Annotated in this window: 18 protein-coding genes and 1 riboswitch; of the genes, 17 read left to right on the plus strand and 1 reads right to left on the minus strand. The window is 68.3% G+C overall.

Features of this window, described 5'->3' with window-relative positions:
* The first annotated feature begins 144 nt into the window (after window positions 1-144).
* The 13 genes from BLS74_RS19405 (at window position 145) to BLS74_RS19465 (ending at window position 12,781) form a co-directional block, all read left to right on the plus strand.
* The gene (locus BLS74_RS19405) at window positions 145-759 is read left to right on the plus strand and encodes a PAQR family membrane homeostasis protein TrhA (RefSeq protein ID WP_093108785.1); all 615 of its coding nucleotides are present in this window, start codon (window positions 145-147) and stop codon (window positions 757-759) included.
* A 72-nt stretch (window positions 760-831) separates the two neighbouring features.
* A complete protein-coding gene (locus BLS74_RS19410; protein WP_093108786.1) occupies window positions 832-2,448 on the plus strand; it encodes an MFS transporter in 1,617 nt (538 codons plus the stop codon).
* An 88-nt stretch (window positions 2,449-2,536) separates the two neighbouring features.
* Window positions 2,537-2,878, plus strand: coding sequence for a hypothetical protein (locus BLS74_RS19415; protein ID WP_093108787.1), 342 nt, complete (start codon window positions 2,537-2,539; stop codon window positions 2,876-2,878).
* A 12-nt stretch (window positions 2,879-2,890) separates the two neighbouring features.
* A complete protein-coding gene (locus tag BLS74_RS19420; protein WP_093108788.1) occupies window positions 2,891-3,592 on the plus strand; it encodes a hypothetical protein in 702 nt (233 codons plus the stop codon).
* Window positions 3,593-3,874: 282 nt separating this feature from the next.
* A complete protein-coding gene (locus BLS74_RS19425) occupies window positions 3,875-5,665 on the plus strand; it encodes a nitrite/sulfite reductase (protein ID WP_093108789.1) in 1,791 nt (596 codons plus the stop codon).
* Complete coding sequence (locus BLS74_RS19430) at window positions 5,662-6,060, plus strand: DUF934 domain-containing protein (protein WP_093108790.1); 399 nt, start codon at window positions 5,662-5,664, stop codon at window positions 6,058-6,060. The genes BLS74_RS19425 and BLS74_RS19430 overlap by 4 nt, the downstream gene beginning before the upstream one ends.
* Window positions 6,061-6,065: 5 nt before the next feature.
* Window positions 6,066-6,809 carry a phosphoadenylyl-sulfate reductase gene (locus tag BLS74_RS19435; protein ID WP_093108791.1) on the plus strand — a complete coding sequence of 248 codons (744 nt, stop codon included), beginning with the start codon at window positions 6,066-6,068 and terminating at the stop codon, window positions 6,807-6,809.
* Between the two features lie 30 nt (window positions 6,810-6,839).
* Window positions 6,840-7,793, plus strand: coding sequence for a sulfate adenylyltransferase subunit CysD (gene cysD, locus BLS74_RS19440; RefSeq protein WP_093108792.1), 954 nt, complete (start codon window positions 6,840-6,842; stop codon window positions 7,791-7,793).
* Window positions 7,793-9,136 carry a sulfate adenylyltransferase subunit 1 gene (locus BLS74_RS19445; protein ID WP_093108793.1) on the plus strand — a complete coding sequence of 448 codons (1,344 nt, stop codon included), beginning with the start codon at window positions 7,793-7,795 and terminating at the stop codon, window positions 9,134-9,136. The genes cysD and BLS74_RS19445 overlap by 1 nt, the downstream gene beginning before the upstream one ends.
* Window positions 9,137-9,176: 40 nt before the next feature.
* Window positions 9,177-9,506: a ferredoxin FdxA gene (gene fdxA / locus BLS74_RS19450; protein WP_093108794.1), complete on the plus strand. Its 330-nt coding sequence runs from the start codon at window positions 9,177-9,179 to the stop codon at window positions 9,504-9,506.
* Window positions 9,464-10,525 carry an NAD(P)/FAD-dependent oxidoreductase gene (locus BLS74_RS19455; RefSeq protein ID WP_093108795.1) on the plus strand — a complete coding sequence of 354 codons (1,062 nt, stop codon included), beginning with the start codon at window positions 9,464-9,466 and terminating at the stop codon, window positions 10,523-10,525. The genes fdxA and BLS74_RS19455 overlap by 43 nt, the downstream gene beginning before the upstream one ends.
* A 79-nt stretch (window positions 10,526-10,604) precedes the next feature.
* A complete protein-coding gene (locus BLS74_RS19460) occupies window positions 10,605-11,189 on the plus strand; it encodes a phosphatase PAP2 family protein (protein WP_170855656.1) in 585 nt (194 codons plus the stop codon).
* A gap of 88 nt (window positions 11,190-11,277) precedes the next feature.
* Window positions 11,278-11,386: riboswitch (TPP riboswitch) on the plus strand.
* 75 nt (window positions 11,387-11,461) lie between these two features.
* Window positions 11,462-12,781: a purine-cytosine permease family protein gene (locus tag BLS74_RS19465; protein WP_093108797.1), complete on the plus strand. Its 1,320-nt coding sequence runs from the start codon at window positions 11,462-11,464 to the stop codon at window positions 12,779-12,781.
* Here BLS74_RS19465 and thiD read toward each other — a convergent pair.
* Window positions 12,726-13,571, minus strand: coding sequence for a bifunctional hydroxymethylpyrimidine kinase/phosphomethylpyrimidine kinase (thiD, locus tag BLS74_RS19470; RefSeq protein ID WP_093108798.1), 846 nt, complete (start codon window positions 13,569-13,571; stop codon window positions 12,726-12,728). The genes BLS74_RS19465 and thiD overlap by 56 nt on opposite strands.
* A gap of 28 nt (window positions 13,572-13,599) precedes the next feature.
* Between thiD and BLS74_RS19475 the strand changes: the two genes are divergently transcribed.
* Genes BLS74_RS19475 through BLS74_RS19490 form a run of 4 tightly spaced genes read left to right on the plus strand, consistent with a single transcriptional unit; the run spans window position 13,600 to window position 16,668 of the window.
* Complete coding sequence (locus tag BLS74_RS19475; protein WP_093108799.1) at window positions 13,600-14,712, plus strand: FAD-dependent oxidoreductase; 1,113 nt, start codon at window positions 13,600-13,602, stop codon at window positions 14,710-14,712.
* A complete protein-coding gene (thiS, locus tag BLS74_RS19480; RefSeq protein WP_093108800.1) occupies window positions 14,709-14,906 on the plus strand; it encodes a sulfur carrier protein ThiS in 198 nt (65 codons plus the stop codon). Before BLS74_RS19475 ends, thiS begins: the two co-directional genes overlap by 4 nt.
* Window positions 14,907-14,915: 9 nt before the next feature.
* Window positions 14,916-15,734 carry a thiazole synthase gene (locus tag BLS74_RS19485; protein ID WP_093108801.1) on the plus strand — a complete coding sequence of 273 codons (819 nt, stop codon included), beginning with the start codon at window positions 14,916-14,918 and terminating at the stop codon, window positions 15,732-15,734.
* Window positions 15,735-15,741: 7 nt separating this feature from the next.
* Entirely contained in the window at window positions 15,742-16,668 is a 927-nt protein-coding gene (locus BLS74_RS19490) for a thiamine phosphate synthase (RefSeq protein WP_093108802.1), read from the plus strand.
* Window positions 16,669-16,733 lie beyond the last annotated feature (65 nt).

Here is a 16,733-nt window from a genome sequence, read left to right on the forward strand (position 1 = left end):
GCCTTCCGGCGATCCCGCGCATGCGCTACGGCCAACGCCTAAATCCAACGGTGGATGCGCAAGGCCGCCGATCGGCGTCTGATGTCATGACGGCGCAGCAAAGTCGCGGCCCACTCGACGACACATCAATTCAGGGTGACCACCATGTACCAGGGCGAACGCTTCAACGGATACAGCCATCTGCTCGGGCTGATGCTGGCCACGGCCGGCTCCGCCCTGCTGCTGGCCAAGACGATGCCGGTCAACGACCCGGCCAAGACGGCGAGCGCGCTGGTGTTCGCGCTGTCGATGGTGACGCTCTACGCGGCATCGGTCCTGTTCCACAGCACGCGCGGCCGCATGAAGCTGTTCTGGCAACGCGTCGACCACTGTGCGATCTACCTACTGATCGCCGGCAGCTATACGCCCTTCGCCCTGGTCACGCTGCAGGGCGCCTGGGGCTGGGCGCTGCTGATCGCGGCCTGGAGCGCGGCGCTGTTCGGCATCGCCCGCGAGCTGCGGCCCGGCAACCCGCCTGCGCCCTCGCTGGCACTCTACCTGGGGATGGGCTGGCTCGGCGTGATCGCCGCCGTGCCATTGATCGCGCGGCTCGACAGCACCGGCCTCGCCTGGCTGATGGCCGGCGCCGTGCTGTACTCGGCCGGCACGATCTTCTACCGCAACCCCCTCGGCTGGCGCCATGCGCACGGCACCTGGCATCTGTTCGTGCTGGCCGGCACCGCGAGCCATTACGTCACGGTGGCGCACTTCGTGTTGTAGCAACGCGCGCCGCCTTGCGGGCGGCGGCAGTGCTTCGGGCTTGGGTAACATGCCTCGCCCAGAAGCATTCGCATGAAAAGCCAGAACTTCTCCTTCCACCACCCGATCGCGTTCTGGGCCGGTTGCATCGCCATCATCGGCGGCGTGCTCGCGCACGTGCCGATGTTCATGATGGGCCGGCACACGGGCTACCAGATGGTCGGCATGGAGATGGACGCCACCATGCTGACCGGCATGGCGATGATCCCGCTTGGCGTGCTCTTGGCCATGTACGGCCTGATGCCGCGCATCGCGCAGATGCACAAGAGCCTGCACGGCGACAGCCACCTGCAGTTCCATGTCGCCGACGGCGTGCCGCTGAACGGCGAACACTGGAAGCTGGTGATCGTGCTGGTGATCGCGCTGGCGGTCGACGTGCTGAAGCCGGCCACGCTGGGCTTCGTGATGCCGGGCATGACCACCGAGTACGAGATCAGCAAGCAGACTGCCGGCGTGCTGGCGCTGGTGGCGCTCACGGGCACGACAGTGGGTTCGGTGGTGTGGGGCCGGCTGGCCGACATCTTCGGCCGGCGCGCGGCCATCCTGCTGTCGGCGCTGATGTTCATCGGCACCGCGATCTGCGGCGCGATGCCGGCCTTCGGCTGGAACCTTGCCATGTGCTTTCTGATGGGCGCCTCGGCCGGCGGCCTGCTGCCGATCACCTTCACGCTGATGGCGGAAACCGTGCCCGCCGCGCACCGCGGCTGGCTGCTGGTGGCGCTGGGCGGCGTCGGCACCTCGGCCGGCTATCTGCTCGCGGCCGGCTCGGCCGCGCTGCTGGTGCCGGAATTCAGCTGGCGCGCGCTGTGGCTGCTGGGTTTGCCGACCGGCCTGGTGATCATCTTCCTGGGCCGCTACATCCCGGAATCGCCGCGCTTTCTTTCGAACGCCGGGCTCGACAACGAGGCTCGCGCGGTGCTGGCGCGCTTCGCCGGCACGGGCGCAGCGGCGGCAGCGAATGCGCAGGCGGCCGTGGTCGTCGCCGAGCAGGAGCCACCGGCCGGCGGCATCGCGCAGCTGCTGCGCGGCAGCCATGCGCGCATCACCTGGGGCTTGATCGTCTGCGGCGTGGCCTGGGGCCTGGTGAACTTCGGCTTTCTGCTGTGGCTGCCGACCAACCTCGGCAGCATGGGCATGGACGCCACGGCCGCGAGCGCCCTGCTCGCGCGCTCGGCGCTGCTGGCGCTGCCCGGCATCGCGATCGTGATCTGGCTCTACCACCGCTGGAGCAGCATCAAGGCGCTAGTGCTGTTCATCGCACTCACGACCGCGACGCTGCTGGTGTTCTTCGGCCTTGGCCTGGCGCAGGTGCAGTCGACCTTGGCGATGGTGCTCACCACAGCCCTGCTGCTCGTGAGCTCGAGCGGCGTGATTGCGATGCTCATCCCCTATGCCGCCGAGATCTACCCGGTGCACCTGCGCGGCACGGGCTCGGGCGTGATCGCGGCCAGCTCCAAGTTCGGCGGCATCCTGGGCGCGGGCTTCGGCGTGCTGGGCGTGTTCGGCCACTTCACCGTCTCGGCCCTGTTGATTGCTGTGCCGATGGCGGTCGCGGCGCTGATGCTCATCAAGAGCGGCATCGAGACGCGCGGGCGCGGCCTCGAAGACATCCAGGACCTGCTGGATGCCGGGCGCGGGACGGCGTCTTAGACGCTCGAAGTACATCTAAAGCAAACATCGCTTAAAAGTGTGAAGTTTTCGCACCTCGAATCGGGCTGCTGTCTGCGAACCTTGCGACATGACCCATTCGAGTGCCGATCTCGCCCTTCTCGAAAGCGCCCTGGCCGCCGTGGAGCGGCTGCTGCTCGCGGAGGGCAGTCGCGCGAGTCCCGCGCAGTCCAGCCTTCACATCTGTCTCAACTCGGCCGCCGCGCTGCTGGATGCCAGCCGCTCCTTGATGCGAACGCCGCGTGTCGACGCCGCGCCTGACGAACTGGAGCACGAATGGAAGACGCTGATTGAGCTGACGAAATCAGCCAGCCGATCGGTCTATCGTGCGACGCTCATCATGGCAGCGCAGAGGAATCTCGTCGCGGCGCAGCTTCCACAAGCAGCACGCGACGATGCGACTGCGCACTGAGGGCCTTTAGCAATGGCCCTGATCTGCCCCCAATGCAAGACAAAGAATCGATCTGCCGCCAAGTTCTGCATCGAATGCATCGGCACGCTTCCCACTGCGTTCGCCAGCGCTGACGCGCCGCGCGCCAGCGCCGCGAATTCCCTGTTCGGTTTCATGCGGAGAGCCGAGCAGTCGCAGGGGCCTGCTGCCGTTGGCGCGGCCCCTGCAGTTGCCGAGGCAGCGCAAACTTTTTCCAAGGGGATGTGGGTCAGCATTGCTGCCCTCAGCGTCGCGTTGATCGTGGGGGCCGCGGGCTGGCTGATGGCGGGTGCCGGCGGCTGGTATCTCTACACGGCGGGCAAGGCACAGGTGCATCCCGTTCGCACGGACCCTTCGACGCAGGCGGAGGCACGTGCTGCCTCACCCGCCGCCACGGCCGAAGCGCCTGCCATGGTCACGGAACCACAGACCGAAAAGGTGCAACTCGCGCCAACGAAAGCGCCGGATCCGGTCCGAGCGACAAGCGAGCCGGCACAGGCGAAGTCCGTCAAAGCTCCGCGCAGCGCGGCCGCCACCGCGCCCGGCCAGGCATGCTCGGGCATGAACTTCGTCGTGGCGGCCCGATGCATGGCCGCCCAATGCGAGAAAGCAGAGTTCAGGGCGCACGCACAATGCACCGCGGTGCGCCGGCAGCAACTTCTCGAAGAGCAAAAGAGAAATCCAGCTGCTCCGTAGCCGGCCCTTTGTCGACGGCGGCATCACGGCCACTCAGTGAGTGCCGGGCAAGGCGCCGCCGGCCTTCCTAGAATCAACCGGTGTTCGACGCGCGGCAACCGCCGCCGGCCTTATCCCGAATAAGCAACGCATCGCCCGGCAACCCGCATGGGGACTGGCGAATAAGCTTATCCGCATAAGGCGCGAACCAAAAAATAGTTTGTTTCCATAAGGCGCGCTTTTACATTCCCCGGCTCGCGTTGACGGGCCGTGGACGCACCGCCTTCCAGCAACTGACACACGATGTACCAATACACAGATTTCGACCGCCAGTTCGTGCACCAGCGCGCCGCGCAATTCCGCGACCAGCTGGAGCGCTGGCAGACCGGCAAGCTCTCCGAAGACGAATTCCGGCCGCTTCGGCTGCAAAACGGCTGGTACGTGCAGCGCTACGCGCCGATGCTGCGCGTCGCGGTGCCCTACGGCGAACTCTCCAGCGCCCAGCTGCGCGTGCTGGCCCGCATCGCGCGCGAGTACGACGAGCCCGAAGCCGAGGTCTACAAGACCGCGCTGAAGACACAGGGCAAGCTCGGCACGCACAAGCTGCCCACGCACTACGGCCACTTCACAACGCGCCAGAACGTGCAGTACAACTGGATCCCGCTGGCCAAGTCGGCCGACGTGATGGACCTGCTGGCCTCGGTCGACATGCACGGCATCCAGACCAGCGGCAACTGCATCCGCAACATCACGAGCGACGAGCGTGCCGGCGTCGCGATCGACGAGGTCGCCGATCCGCGGCCCTTCGCCGAGATCATGCGGCAGTGGAGCACGCTGCATCCGGAGTTCGCCTTCCTGCCGCGCAAGTTCAAGATCGCGATCACCGGCGCGGCCGAAGACCGCGCCGCCACCGGCTGGCACGACGTGGGCCTCAAGCTCGTGAAGAACGAGGCCGGCGAGCTCGGCTTCCGCGTGCAGGTGGGCGGCGGCATGGGCCGCACGCCGATCATCGGCACCGTGCTGCGCGAGTTCCTGCCGTGGAACCAGATCATGAACTACCTCGAGGCCGTGGTGCGGGTCTACAACCGCTACGGCCGGCGCGACAACATCTACAAGGCGCGCATCAAGATCCTCGTGAAGGCCGAAGGCCAGCGCTACATCGACGATGTCGAGGCCGAGTACAAGCAGATCCTCGAGCACGACGGCGCGCCGCACACCATCACGCAGGCCGAGTACGACCGCGTGGCCGCCTCCTTCGTGCCGCCCACGCTCGCGACCCGCGTATTCCAGAGCGCCGAAGAGACCGATGCCGAGCTGCGCGCGCAGGCGGCCGACGACGTGATGTTCGCGCGCTGGCTGCAGCGCAACGTGGCGCCGCACCAGAACCCGGCCCTGCGCGCGGTCACGCTCTCGTTCAAGCGCATCGGGCAGGCGCCCGGCGACGCATCGGCCGCCCAGCTCGATACCGCCGCACGGCTGGCCGACCGCTTCAGCGCCGGCGAGGCACGCGTCACGCACGACCAGAACCTGCTCCTGCCCTGGGTCCATGCCGAAGACCTGCACGCGCTGTGGCTCAGTGCCCGCGAGGCCGGCTTCGCCAGCGCCAACGTGCACCTCTTGACCGACATGATCGCCTGCCCCGGCGGCGACTTCTGCGCGCTGGCCAACGCGCGCTCGATCCCGATCGCCGAGGCCATCACCGAGCGCTACCAGGATCTCGACGAGCTCGACGACCTGGGCGAGATCGACCTGCACATCAGCGGCTGCATCAATTCCTGCGGCCACCATCACAGCGGCCACATCGGCATCCTCGGCGTCGACAAGGACGGCAAGGAGTGGTACCAGGTCACCTTGGGCGGCTCCGACGGTTCGGCGCTGTCGGGCGCGGCGCAGCCCGGCAAGGTGGTTGGCCCCTCGTTCTCGGCGGCCGAAGTGCCGGACGTGATCGAGGCCGTGCTCAACACCTACCGCGATACGCGCCTTGTGATCGATGGACGCGGCGAGAGCTTCATCGACGCGCTGCGCCGCGTCGGCATCGAGCCTTTCAAGGCCGCGGCCAACGGTGCGCGCTTCAAGGTGGAGGAGGCGGCATGAACAAGACGCTGCGCATCCTTTCAGCGGAAGAACACGTGGACGACGGCGAGCCGAACGTTCTGCAACTGCCCAACGACGCCGACCCGCTGGCCATCGAGGTCTGCCTCGACGACGTCGACCGCATCGACCTGAACTTCCCCAAGTTCACCGATGGCCGCGCCTACAGCCAGGCCTTCCTGCTGCGTCGCCGCCTCGGCTTCAAGGGCGACATCCGCGCCACCGGCGACGTGCTGATCGACCAGCTGGTGCAGATGGAACGCACCGGTTTCTCCAGCGCCGTGCTCAGGGAAGGCGTCGACGCCACCGCCGCGCAGCGCCAGTTCGACCGCTTCTCCGCCTTCTACCAGGGCGACGCGGTGCAGACCACGCCTCTTTTCAAGCGCGAAACGGCCTGAACGCCATGAACGCCATCTCGCTCTACGCCAAGCCCTCCGCCGATTTCGAGACCAAGCTCGCCGAAAGCGTGGCGCTGCTGCGCGGTGCGGCGCAGGAGTTCGCGCCGATCACGCAGGCCTCCAGCCTGGGCGCCGAGGACATGGTGGTGACCGACCTGCTGCACCGCTTTCAGGTGCAGTCCGGCATCTTCGTGCTCGAAACGGGCAAGCTGCATGCCGAGACGCTCGAACTGCTCGAACGCCTGCAGGCCCACTACGGCCGCGAGGTCGAGATCTATCGCCCCGTCGCGGAAGCGGCGGCCGCTTTCGTGGCCGAGAACGGCGAGGAAGCGATGTACCGCAGCCTGGAGCTGCGCAAGTCCTGCTGCCATATCCGCAAGATGGAGCCGCTGGAGCGCGCGCTCGCGGGCAAGCGCGGCTGGATCACGGGCCTGCGGCGCGAGCAGTCCGGCGCGCGAGCCGAGGTCGAGCTCATCGAAGAGCAGGCGGAGCGCGTCAAGATCAATCCGCTGGCGAACTGGACCTGGGGCGACGTCTGGCACTACATCGCCACGCACCAGGTGCCCTACAACCCGCTGCACGACCAGTTCTATCCCAGCATCGGCTGCGCGCCATGCACCCGCGCCGTGACCCTGGGCGAAGACTTCCGCTCGGGCCGCTGGTGGTGGGAGCAGGAAAGCGCCAAGGAATGCGGCCTGCATGTCGACGGCGCCGTGTCGTCGGTCATTCCGATTCGCGCCATTGCCTGAACCTCATTTTCTGATCTCCGAATACTCCTCATGAACGCCCGCACCGAATACGATCTGCTGCTGCAAGGCACGCACCTGCCCGCGCGCCTGTCCAACACGCAGCTCGACGCGCTGGAAGAAGAAACCATCTTCATCCTGCGCGAAGTCGCCGCCTCCTTCGAGCGCCCGACGCTGCTGTTCTCGGGCGGCAAGGATTCGCTGGTGCTGCTGAAGTGCGCCGAGAAAGCCTTCGGCGCCGGCCGCATTCCCTACCCGCTCTTGATGATCGACACCGGCCACAACTTCCCCGAAGTGACGGCCTTCCGCGACCACCGCGCGCAGGAACTCGGCGCCGAGCTGATCGTGCGCAGCGTCGAAGACTCGATGGCGCGCGGCACCGTGCGCCTCGCCCATCCGGGCGAATCGCGCAACGTGCACCAGTCGGTCACGCTGCTGGAGGCGATCGAGGAATTCCGCTTCGATGCGCTGATCGGCGGCGCGCGCCGCGACGAAGAAAAGGCCCGTGCCAAGGAGCGCATCTTTTCGCATCGCGACGCCTTCGGCCAATGGCAGCCCAAGGACCAGCGGCCCGAACTCTGGACCCTGTTCAACACCCGCCTGGCGCCCGGCGAACACTTCCGCGTGTTCCCGATCTCGAACTGGACCGAACTCGACGTCTGGCAGTACATCGAGCGCGAGCACGTCGCCCTGCCCTCGATCTACTACACGCACCAGCGCGAAGTGGTCGAACGCCGCGGCCTGCTGGTACCGGTGACCGAACTCACGCCGCCGCGCGACGGCGAGAAGGTGGAGGTGCGCGACGTGCGCTTCCGCACCGTGGGCGACATCACCTGCACCTGCCCGGTCGACAGCCTGGCAGCCGACGCCGCCGACGTGGTGGTGGAAACGCTGGCAGCCGAAGTCAGCGAGCGCGGCGCCACGCGCATGGACGACAAGACATCCGAGGCTTCGATGGAGAAGCGCAAGAAAGACGGTTACTTCTGATGAGTGCGAGCACCTCCACCCCCGCCGCCGAAGCGGCAGCGATCCACGGCGACACCGGCACGGCCTTGCGCTTCATCACCTGCGGCAGCGTCGACGACGGCAAGAGCACGTTGATCGGGCGGCTCCTGGTCGACAGCAAGACCGTGCTGCAGGACCAGCTGGCCGGCGTACAGCGCGGCGGCGAGACCGACCTGGCGCTCCTGACCGACGGCCTGTCGGCCGAGCGCGAGCAGGGCATCACGATCGACGTCGCCTACCGCTACTTCTCGACCGCGCGACGCAAGTTCATCATCGGCGACGCGCCGGGCCACGAGCAGTACACGCGCAACATGGTCACGGCCGCATCGAGCGCCGATGCCGCCGTGGTGCTGGTCGATGGCACCAAGCTGGCCTGGGCCGCTGAGGTAGAAGACGGCGAAGTGGTGCGGCGCGAGCTGCTGCCGCAGACGCGCCGCCACACGCTCTTGTGCCACCTGCTGCGCGTGCAGTCGATCGTTTTCGCGGTCAACAAGCTCGACGCGATCGCCGATGCCGATCTCGCCTTCGAACGCATCTCGGGCGCGCTCGCGGACTTTGCCGAAGCTGCAGGCGTGCAGGTCGCCGCCACCGTGCCGATCTCGGCGCTCAAGGGCTGGAACGTGGCCTCGCGCCACGGCAACTGGTGCGGCTACGAAGGCCCGAGCCTGATCGAGCTGCTCGAGGAACTGCCTGTCACCCAGCAAGACGAAGCCGTGCCCTTCGCCTTCCCGGTGCAGTGGGTCGAGAAGTTCTCGGCCTCGGCCGACACGTCCCGAGGCCGCCGCGTGTTCTGGGGCCGCGTGGCCAGCGGGCATGTGGAGCCGGGCCAGCGCGTCACGGTGCTGCCGAGCAACCAGACGGCGACCGTCGCGCAGGTGCTGAGCCACACGCGCCAGCCGAAGACGGTGCACGCGGGCCACAGCGCCGGCATCGTGCTCGACCGCGAGCTCGACGTCTCGCGCGGCGACTGGCTGCTGGCGCCGGACGCCTTCGAGCCCGCGCGCGAGATCACCGCCACCATCGCGTGGCTCGACGACGAGCCGCTGGTCGCGGGCCGCGTCTACTGGGCGCTGCAGGGCCACCGCTGGGTCAAGGCGAAGGTGGCGCGCATCGTCGATCGCGTGAACATCACGACGCTCGACTCCGAGCCGGCCGACCGACTCGAAGCCAATGCGATCGGCGACGTGGTGCTCTCGCTGCAGCAGCCGCTGGCCGTGCTGCCCTTCACGCAATCGCGTGCGCTGGGTTCGCTGGTGCTGGTCGATACCGCCTCCCACAAGACCTCGGCCGCCGTGCTGGTAAGGCCCGCTCTCGCAAAAGCCTAAAATTCCCGGTTTTCCCGATCATTCCCCGCCAGCCAAGAACATGACTCACGTCGTCTCCGAATCCTGCATCCGCTGCAAATACACCGATTGCGTCGACGTATGTCCCGTGGACTGCTTCCGCGAAGGGCCGAACATGCTGGTGATCGACCCTGACGAATGCATCGACTGCGCGGTCTGCATTCCCGAGTGCCCGGTCAACGCGATCTACGCCGAGGAAGACCTGCCGGCCAACCAGATCGCCTTCATCAAGCTCAACGCCGAGCTCGCCGTGGCCGACGGCTGGAAGAGCATCACCAAGCGCAAGCCCGCGCTGCCCGATGCCGAGGAGTGGAAAGACAAGACCGACAAGATCGGGGAGTTGGTCCGCTGAGCACGACGCCGGCACCCATCGAGACCGAGGCGCTGGTCATCGGCGCCGGGCCGGTCGGGCTGTTCCAGGCCTTTCAGCTGGGCCTGCTCGAAATTCCCTGCCACATCGTCGATGCGCTGCCCTCCGCGGGCGGCCAGTGCGTGCAGCTCTACGGCGACAAGCCGATCTACGACATTCCGGGCGTCCCGGCGACCAGCGGGCGCGGCCTGGCGGAATCGCTGCTGCAACAGGTGGCACCCCTCAAGCCGCAGTTCCATTTCGAGCAGCAGGTCGCGACGCTCGAGCGCCAGGCCGATCAGCGCCTGCTGCTGGGCACCACCGCCGGCACCACCTTCCTTGCGAAGACGGTCTTCATCGCCGCCGGCGTCGGCGCTTTCGTCGCCAAGCGCATCGCGCTCGAAGGCATCCAGCGCTTTGAAGGCACCAAGCTTTTCTATCACCCCGAGGCGCTGGAGCGCTTCGACGGCCAGGCCGTGGTGGTCAATGGCGGCGACGATGCCGCGCTGGCCACCGCCCTCGCGCTGATCGGCAAGGCCCGCCAGGTCACGTTGCTGCACCGGCGCGACGGCTTCCAGGCCGACGACGCGCTCGTGGCCCGCATGCGCGCACTGGTGGCCGAGGGCGCACTGAACTTCGCCGTGGGCCAGCCCGCGGCTTTCGACGGCCAGGTGCTGCAGATCACCACGCCCGACGACCGGACCGTGACGCTGCCGCTCGACGCCCTGATCGCCTGCCTCGGCATCTCGCCGCGGCTCGGCCCCATGGCCGACTGGGGCCTCGATCTCGTGCGCAAGCAGGTGCCGGTCGACACCGAGCGCTTCCAGACGCACGAGGCCGGCGTGTTCGCGGTCGGCGACATCAATACCTATCCGGGCAAGAAGAAGCTGATCGTCTGCGGTTTCCACGAGGCGACGCTGGCGGCCTGGGCCGCCACCGCGATCGTGTTTCCGGGCAAGGCCGTGCCGCTGCAGTACACCACCACCAGCACGCGGCTGCACCAGTTGCTCGGCGTGGGCTGAACAACAAAGCAACCACCCTGAACGAAGACTGAACGCCGCATTCACGCGTTCGACACGAGACCGCCATACGATGCCGGGCATGCTCGCGTTGAACACCGCACTGTTCCAGGCCATTGGCGCTGGCCACACCCCGAATGCCGAAATCATGTGGCTCGCATCCATCGTGGCCGAGGGCGCGTCCTGGCTTTGCGTCGCCCTCATGGGCTGGGTCGCCTGGCGCCGGCCCTCGCAGCGGGTCTATGCGATGGTGACGCTCGCCGCCGCGGCCGCGGCGGCCATGCTGGCCCACGCGCTGGCGGACGCCATCGCGATGCCGCGCCCCTTCATGGTGGGCCTGAGCCCGGCGCACATCGAACATGGCGCGCGCGGCTCGCTGCCGAGTGCGCACGCCTCGGTGATGTTCACCATCGGGCTGCTGTTCTGCCTGCGGGCATCGCTTCGGAAGACCGGGCTGGCGGTCGTGGCGATCGCGGTCCTCACGGGCTGGGCGCGCATCTACGTGGGCGTGCATTTCCCGCTGGACATCGCTGCCGGCCTGCTGCTGGCCGGCGGGATCGCTGCCGCGTTCTGGACGCTTCAGCAGCTCGCACGCCGCTTCGTCCTGCCGCTCATTCGCCACGACCACTCGGGCGCGAGGCAACTGTCGGCCGCCATCGACCACTGAGGCGCCGCCCGGTCCGCGGCGACTTCACGTCGCCGTGTCGCACTCGGCCGGCGCACGGCTCTACAATCCGAACTGCTTCGCCAGCCTGAAGCAACGCTAGGGGTGCCGGCTCGCAACGCCTGTTGCAGCTTGGCTGAGAGAGTCCCTTTGAACCTGACTGAGGTAATCCTCGCGCAGGGAAGCTGGTCCGGCGACCGCCACGTTTTCTCGCGTGCCGGTCTTGCCGCCGTGGCCTCGCCCACCTGCCAAACACTTTGCGATGGAGCAAATGGATGGCAACAACACCTGAATCCAACGAGGCGCTGACGCCACTCGGCGACGCCACCCGCGTCTTCCACTGGCACGACCACATGGCGCTGTGGTTCAGCCTCGGCGTCGGCCTGCTGGTGATGCAGGTCGGCGCCTACCTGGTGCCGGCGGTCGGCACGCGCGAGGCGGCGATCGCGATCGTGCTGGGGTCGTTGATCGGCGCCGGCCTGCTGGCCTGGACCGCCCGCCTCGGCTGCGAAAGCGGGCTGGCCAGCGCGGGCCTGATGCACGCCACCTACGGCAGCGCCTTCGCGCGCCTGCCGGTGGTGCTGAACATCGTGCAACTGATCGGCTGGACAACCTTCGAGATCGTGATCATGCGCGAGGGCACCCAAGCCATCGGCAAGCAGGCCTTCGGCTGGTCGCTGGAGGGCACGCTGGGCACCGTGCTGACCACGCTGCTGTGGGGCGCGGTGCTGCTCGCGCTGCTGGCCGGCTCGATGGTCAAGCTGGTGCGGCGCTTCGTGAGCCGCTTCGGGCTGCCGCTGGTGGTGCTCTCGCTGCTCTGGCTGAGCTGGCAATTCGCGACGCAGCTTCAGGCCAAGGGCCTGGAGGCCTTCTGGTCGCGCCCGGGCAACGGCAGCATGGGCATGTTCAGCGCGCTCGACCTGGTAATCGCGATGCCGGTTTCGTGGCTGCCGCTGGTGGCCGACTACGCGCGGCACGGCAGGCGCAGCGCGGGCGGGCTCGGCGGCGCTTTCGGCGGCACCTGGGTCGGCTACGCGCTCGCCAACATCTGGTGCTACGCGCTCGGCGTGATGGTGGTGAGCGTGGCGGAACCCGGCACCAACCTCGTGGCGGCGCTGCTGCTGGCGCAGGGCGGCCTGGTCGCGCTGGGCCTGATCCTGATCGACGAACTCGACAACGCGTATGGCGACGTCTATTCGGGCTCGGTCTCGGCCCACAGCCTGCAGCCGCGCTGGAGCGTGCGGCGCTGGGGCCTGTGGCTCGCGGTCGCGTGCATCGCCTTCGCACTGGTGCTGCCGATGCATTCGCTCGAGCCCTTCCTGCTGCTCCTGAGCTCGGTGTTCGTGCCGCTCTACGGCGTGATCCTCGGACGGCTGGGTACGGGCGGCGCAGCGGTCGCGGTGGGCGCGCGCAAGATCGACTGGGTCGCGGCGCTGATCTGGATCGCGGGTATCGCCATCTACCACGCCTGCGCCAGATGGGCGCCTCAGTTCGGGTCGGCGCTGCCGACGCTCGCCCTCACCTTCGTGCTGGCATGGATCACGCGCCCGGCGACGGCAGACGGACCATCGGCACTGGCGCAAAGCCGTGGTTGAGCGGACCGTGGCCGCCACCGATCTTCACATCCGCACCGGCCGCCATGGCGGCCACGACATAGCCGCGCGCGCGCTCCACGGCATCGGCCAGTTCGTAGCCCAGCGCGAGGTGTGCAGCGATGGCCGAGGACAGCGTGCAGCCCGTGCCGTGCAGGTTGCGGCTCGCAATGCGATCGGAAGACAGCCTCAGCCGCTCGCCGCTCGCCTCCGCCAGCAGATCGACGACATCGTCTCCCGGCAGGTGGCCGCCCTTGAGCAACACCGCGTGCGCGCCCAGCGCGAGCAGTTCGCTCGCGGCATCGTCGAGCGCGTCGACGCCGTCGATGGCATGGCCGATCAGCAGGGCCGCCTCGTCGAGGTTGGGCGTGACCACGGTGGCGCGCGGGAACAGCTCGCGCACCAGCACCTGCACGGTTTCTTCGGCAATCAGCCGGTCGCCGCTGGTGGCGACCATCACCGGGTCGAGCACCACCTTGGAAAGCCTGTAGTGATCGATGGCCCAGGCCACCACCTCCACCACCTCGGGCGCATGCAGCATGCCGAGCTTGACCGCGTCGACGCCGATGTCTTCGATCACGGCCTGGATCTGCGCCTTGAGGAAGGCCGGCGGCACGCCATGGATGCCCGACACGCCCATCGTGTTCTGCGCGGTGAGCGCGGTGATGGCCGTCATGCCGTAGCAGCCGAGCGCGCAGAAGGTCTTCAAATCGGCCTGGATGCCGGCGCCGCCGCCGCTGTCGGAACCGGCGATCGAGAGCACGCGGGCGTAACGAGAGAATGCTTGGGTCATGCCAGCAAGCTTACCGAATGATCTGCCTATGAACGCTGCCACCCTTCCTTTCCGCTCCGCCGTCATCCTCGGCGCCGGGCTCATGGGCCGCCTGCTCGCGGTGACGCTGGCCCAGGCCGGCTGCAAGGTCGAGCTCTTCGACGCCGCCGGGCCGGAGGCCGACGGCGCGGCCGCGCGCGTCGCAGCCGCCATGCTGGCGCCGCTGGCCGAATCTGCGATCGCACCACCCTCGGTCGTGCGCATGGGCCACTACGCACTCAACCGCTGGCCGGTGCTGCTCGAATCGCTGGCGGCGCCCGTGTTCTTCCAGCGCGCAGGCACACTGGTGCTGTGGCACCGCCAGGATGCGCCCGAAGCCGCGCGGCTGGCGCGCATGCTGGCCCACACCGGCGAAGTGGTGCCCGAACTGCCTGCAATGAAGTCGCTCGATGCGGCTGGCATCGCCGCCTTGGAGCCCGCACTGGGCCAGCGCTTCGCGCACGGCCTGCTGCTGCCGGAAGAAGGCCAGCTCGACAACCGCGGACTGCTCGCCGCACTGCTCGCCACGCTGCAGGCCATGCCCAACGTGCAACTGCATTGGCAGGCACCGCGCAGCATCGACGACTTCGACGCCGGAGAAACCGGCCAGCCCGAACGCGTCATCGACTGCCGCGGCCTCGGCGCCCGCCCGCAGTGGGGCGCCCTGCGCGGCGTGCGCGGCGAAGTCATCCGGGTGCATGCCCCCGAAGTCGCGCTGCAGCGACCGACGCGGCTGGTGCATCCGCGCTACCCGCTCTACATCGCACCCAAGCCCGGGCAGGTATTCGTGATCGGCGGCACCGAGATCGAGTCCGACGACATGTCGCCGGCCAGCGTGCGTTCCACGCTCGAACTGCTGAGCGCCGCCTATTCGGTGCACAGCGGTTTTGCCGAAGCACGCATCCTCGAGATCGCGACCCAATGCCGGCCGACCCTGCCCGACAATCTGCCGGCCTTCCGTCAGCCGCGACCCGGCGTGATGCAGATCAACGGCCTGTACCGCCACGGCTTCATGATCGCGCCGGCCATCCTTGACGTCGCGATGGAACTGCTCGCCACCGGCCATTCCGCGCTCGCGAGCCGTTTCGATCTGGCGCCCAGCCTGGAAACCGTCTTGCCATGAACATCCTGATCAACGACACACCGCAGACGCTGCCGAGCGGCGCGACGCTGGCCGACGCGCTGGCCCTCATCCACGCGACGCCGCCCTTCGCCGCCGCGGTGAATCGCCAGTTCGTGCCGCGTTCGAACTACGCGTCGCACGCCTTGCAACCCGATGACCGCATCGAAGTGATCCGCCCCGTGACAGGCGGCTGAGGTAAAGCCATGACCACAACCCCATCCCACGACCCGCTGGTGCTCTACGGCCAGGCCTTCCAGAGCCGGATGCTGCTCGGCACCTCGCGCTACCCCTCGCCCGACGTGCTCGAAGCCGCCGTGCGGCGCGCGCAGCCGGCGATGCTGACCGCTTCGCTGCGCCGCCAGACGGCCACGCCGAACGGCGCCGGCAGCGACAACGGCTTCTGGGAGCTGCTGCGGCGGCTCCAAGTGCCCGTGCTGCCCAATACGGCCGGCTGCCACAGCGTGCAGGAGGCGGTCGCGACCGCGCAGATGGCGCGCGAGCTCTTCGACACGCCGTGGATCAAGCTCGAGCTCATCGGCGACGACTACACGCTGCAGCCCGACACGCTGAATCTGGTCGATGCCGCATCGCAGCTGATCCGCGACGGCTTCCACGTCCTGCCCTACTGCACTGAAGACCTGGTGCTGTGCCGGCGGCTGGTCGACGTCGGCTGCCAGGCCGTGATGCCCTGGGCCGCGCCGATCGGCACCGGCCGCGGGCCCGTCAATCCCTATGCCTTGCAGGTGCTGCGCGAGCGGCTCAGCGTGCCGCTGCTGGTCGATGCCGGCCTCGGGCTGCCCTCGCATGCCTGCCAGGTGATGGAATGGGGCTACGACGGCGTGCTGCTCAACACCGCCGTCGCGCTCGCGCAGGATCCGGTCGCGATGGCCGGCGCCTTCGCCGATGCGGTGCAGGCCGGCCGCAGCGCCCACCTTGCGGGCGCGATGGCCGCACAGGAATCGGCACAGCCGAGCACGCCGGTGCTCGGCACGCCGTTCTGGCACCACGCTGCATCGCAGTGACCCCGTCATGAGCAACACCACCGCCCCCCAAAACATCGCGCAGGCCATCGTCGCGGCGCATGCGCCGCGCTTCGGCGAGACGGCCCAAGCGCCCGCGTCCTTCTCGTCCGACGACGCCGTCTATCGCGGCGCCAAGACGGCCTGCGCCGCACTCGGCTTCATCGAGGTCGATGCCGAATGCCTGGCCCGCGCCTGGCGGGCGCAAACGCAGCGCACGGGCAGCTTCGATGCGCATGCCTGGCCCGAACTGCCGGCGGACTTCGGCATGCTGCCCTTTCCGCCTACCGAACGCCGCAATGCCTTCCCACCCTGTCCCCAGAAGCTGGGTCTCTATGCGGTGCTGCCCGACGCCGCCTGGGTCGGCCGCATGGCGCGCGCCGGCGTGCCGACGGTGCAACTGCGCTTCAAATCCGACGACACGGAAGCCATTGCGCGTGAAGTACACGCGGCCGTCGAAGCGGTGCGCGGCACCGGCGCCCTGCTCTTCATCAACGACCACTGGCGCGCCGCCATCGCGGCCAAGGCCTACGGCCTGCACCTGGGCCAGGAAGACCTGGACGCGCTGACGCCGCAGGAGCTGCAGACGATTCGCGCCTCCGGCCTGCGCCTGGGCATCAGCACCCATGGCTACGCAGAAATGCTGCGCGCCGATGCCGTGAGCCCGAGCTACATCGCGATGGGCGCGGTGTACCCGACCACCTTGAAGCAGATGGCGACCGCACCGCAGGGCGCGGCGCGGCTCGGCGCCTATGCGCGCCTGCTGCGCGGCTATTCGCAGGTGGGCATCGGCGGCATCGACGAAGCGCGCCTGCCCGACGTGCTGGCCACCGGCGTCGGCTCGGTCGCAGTGGTGCGCGCCCTGGTGGCCGACCCGGAGCCCGAGGCCGCCGCGGCGCGGCTGATGGCTGCTGTCGAAGGTGCTACCCGCCAATGAAGTCACGAATCACATGATCGAGCCCGGCCGGAAGGCCTCAAAAACCACGCTATAATTTGAGGCTT

The sequence above is a fragment of the Variovorax sp. CF079 genome (genome assembly GCF_900101545.1).
Classification (GTDB): domain Bacteria; phylum Pseudomonadota; class Gammaproteobacteria; order Burkholderiales; family Burkholderiaceae_C; genus Variovorax.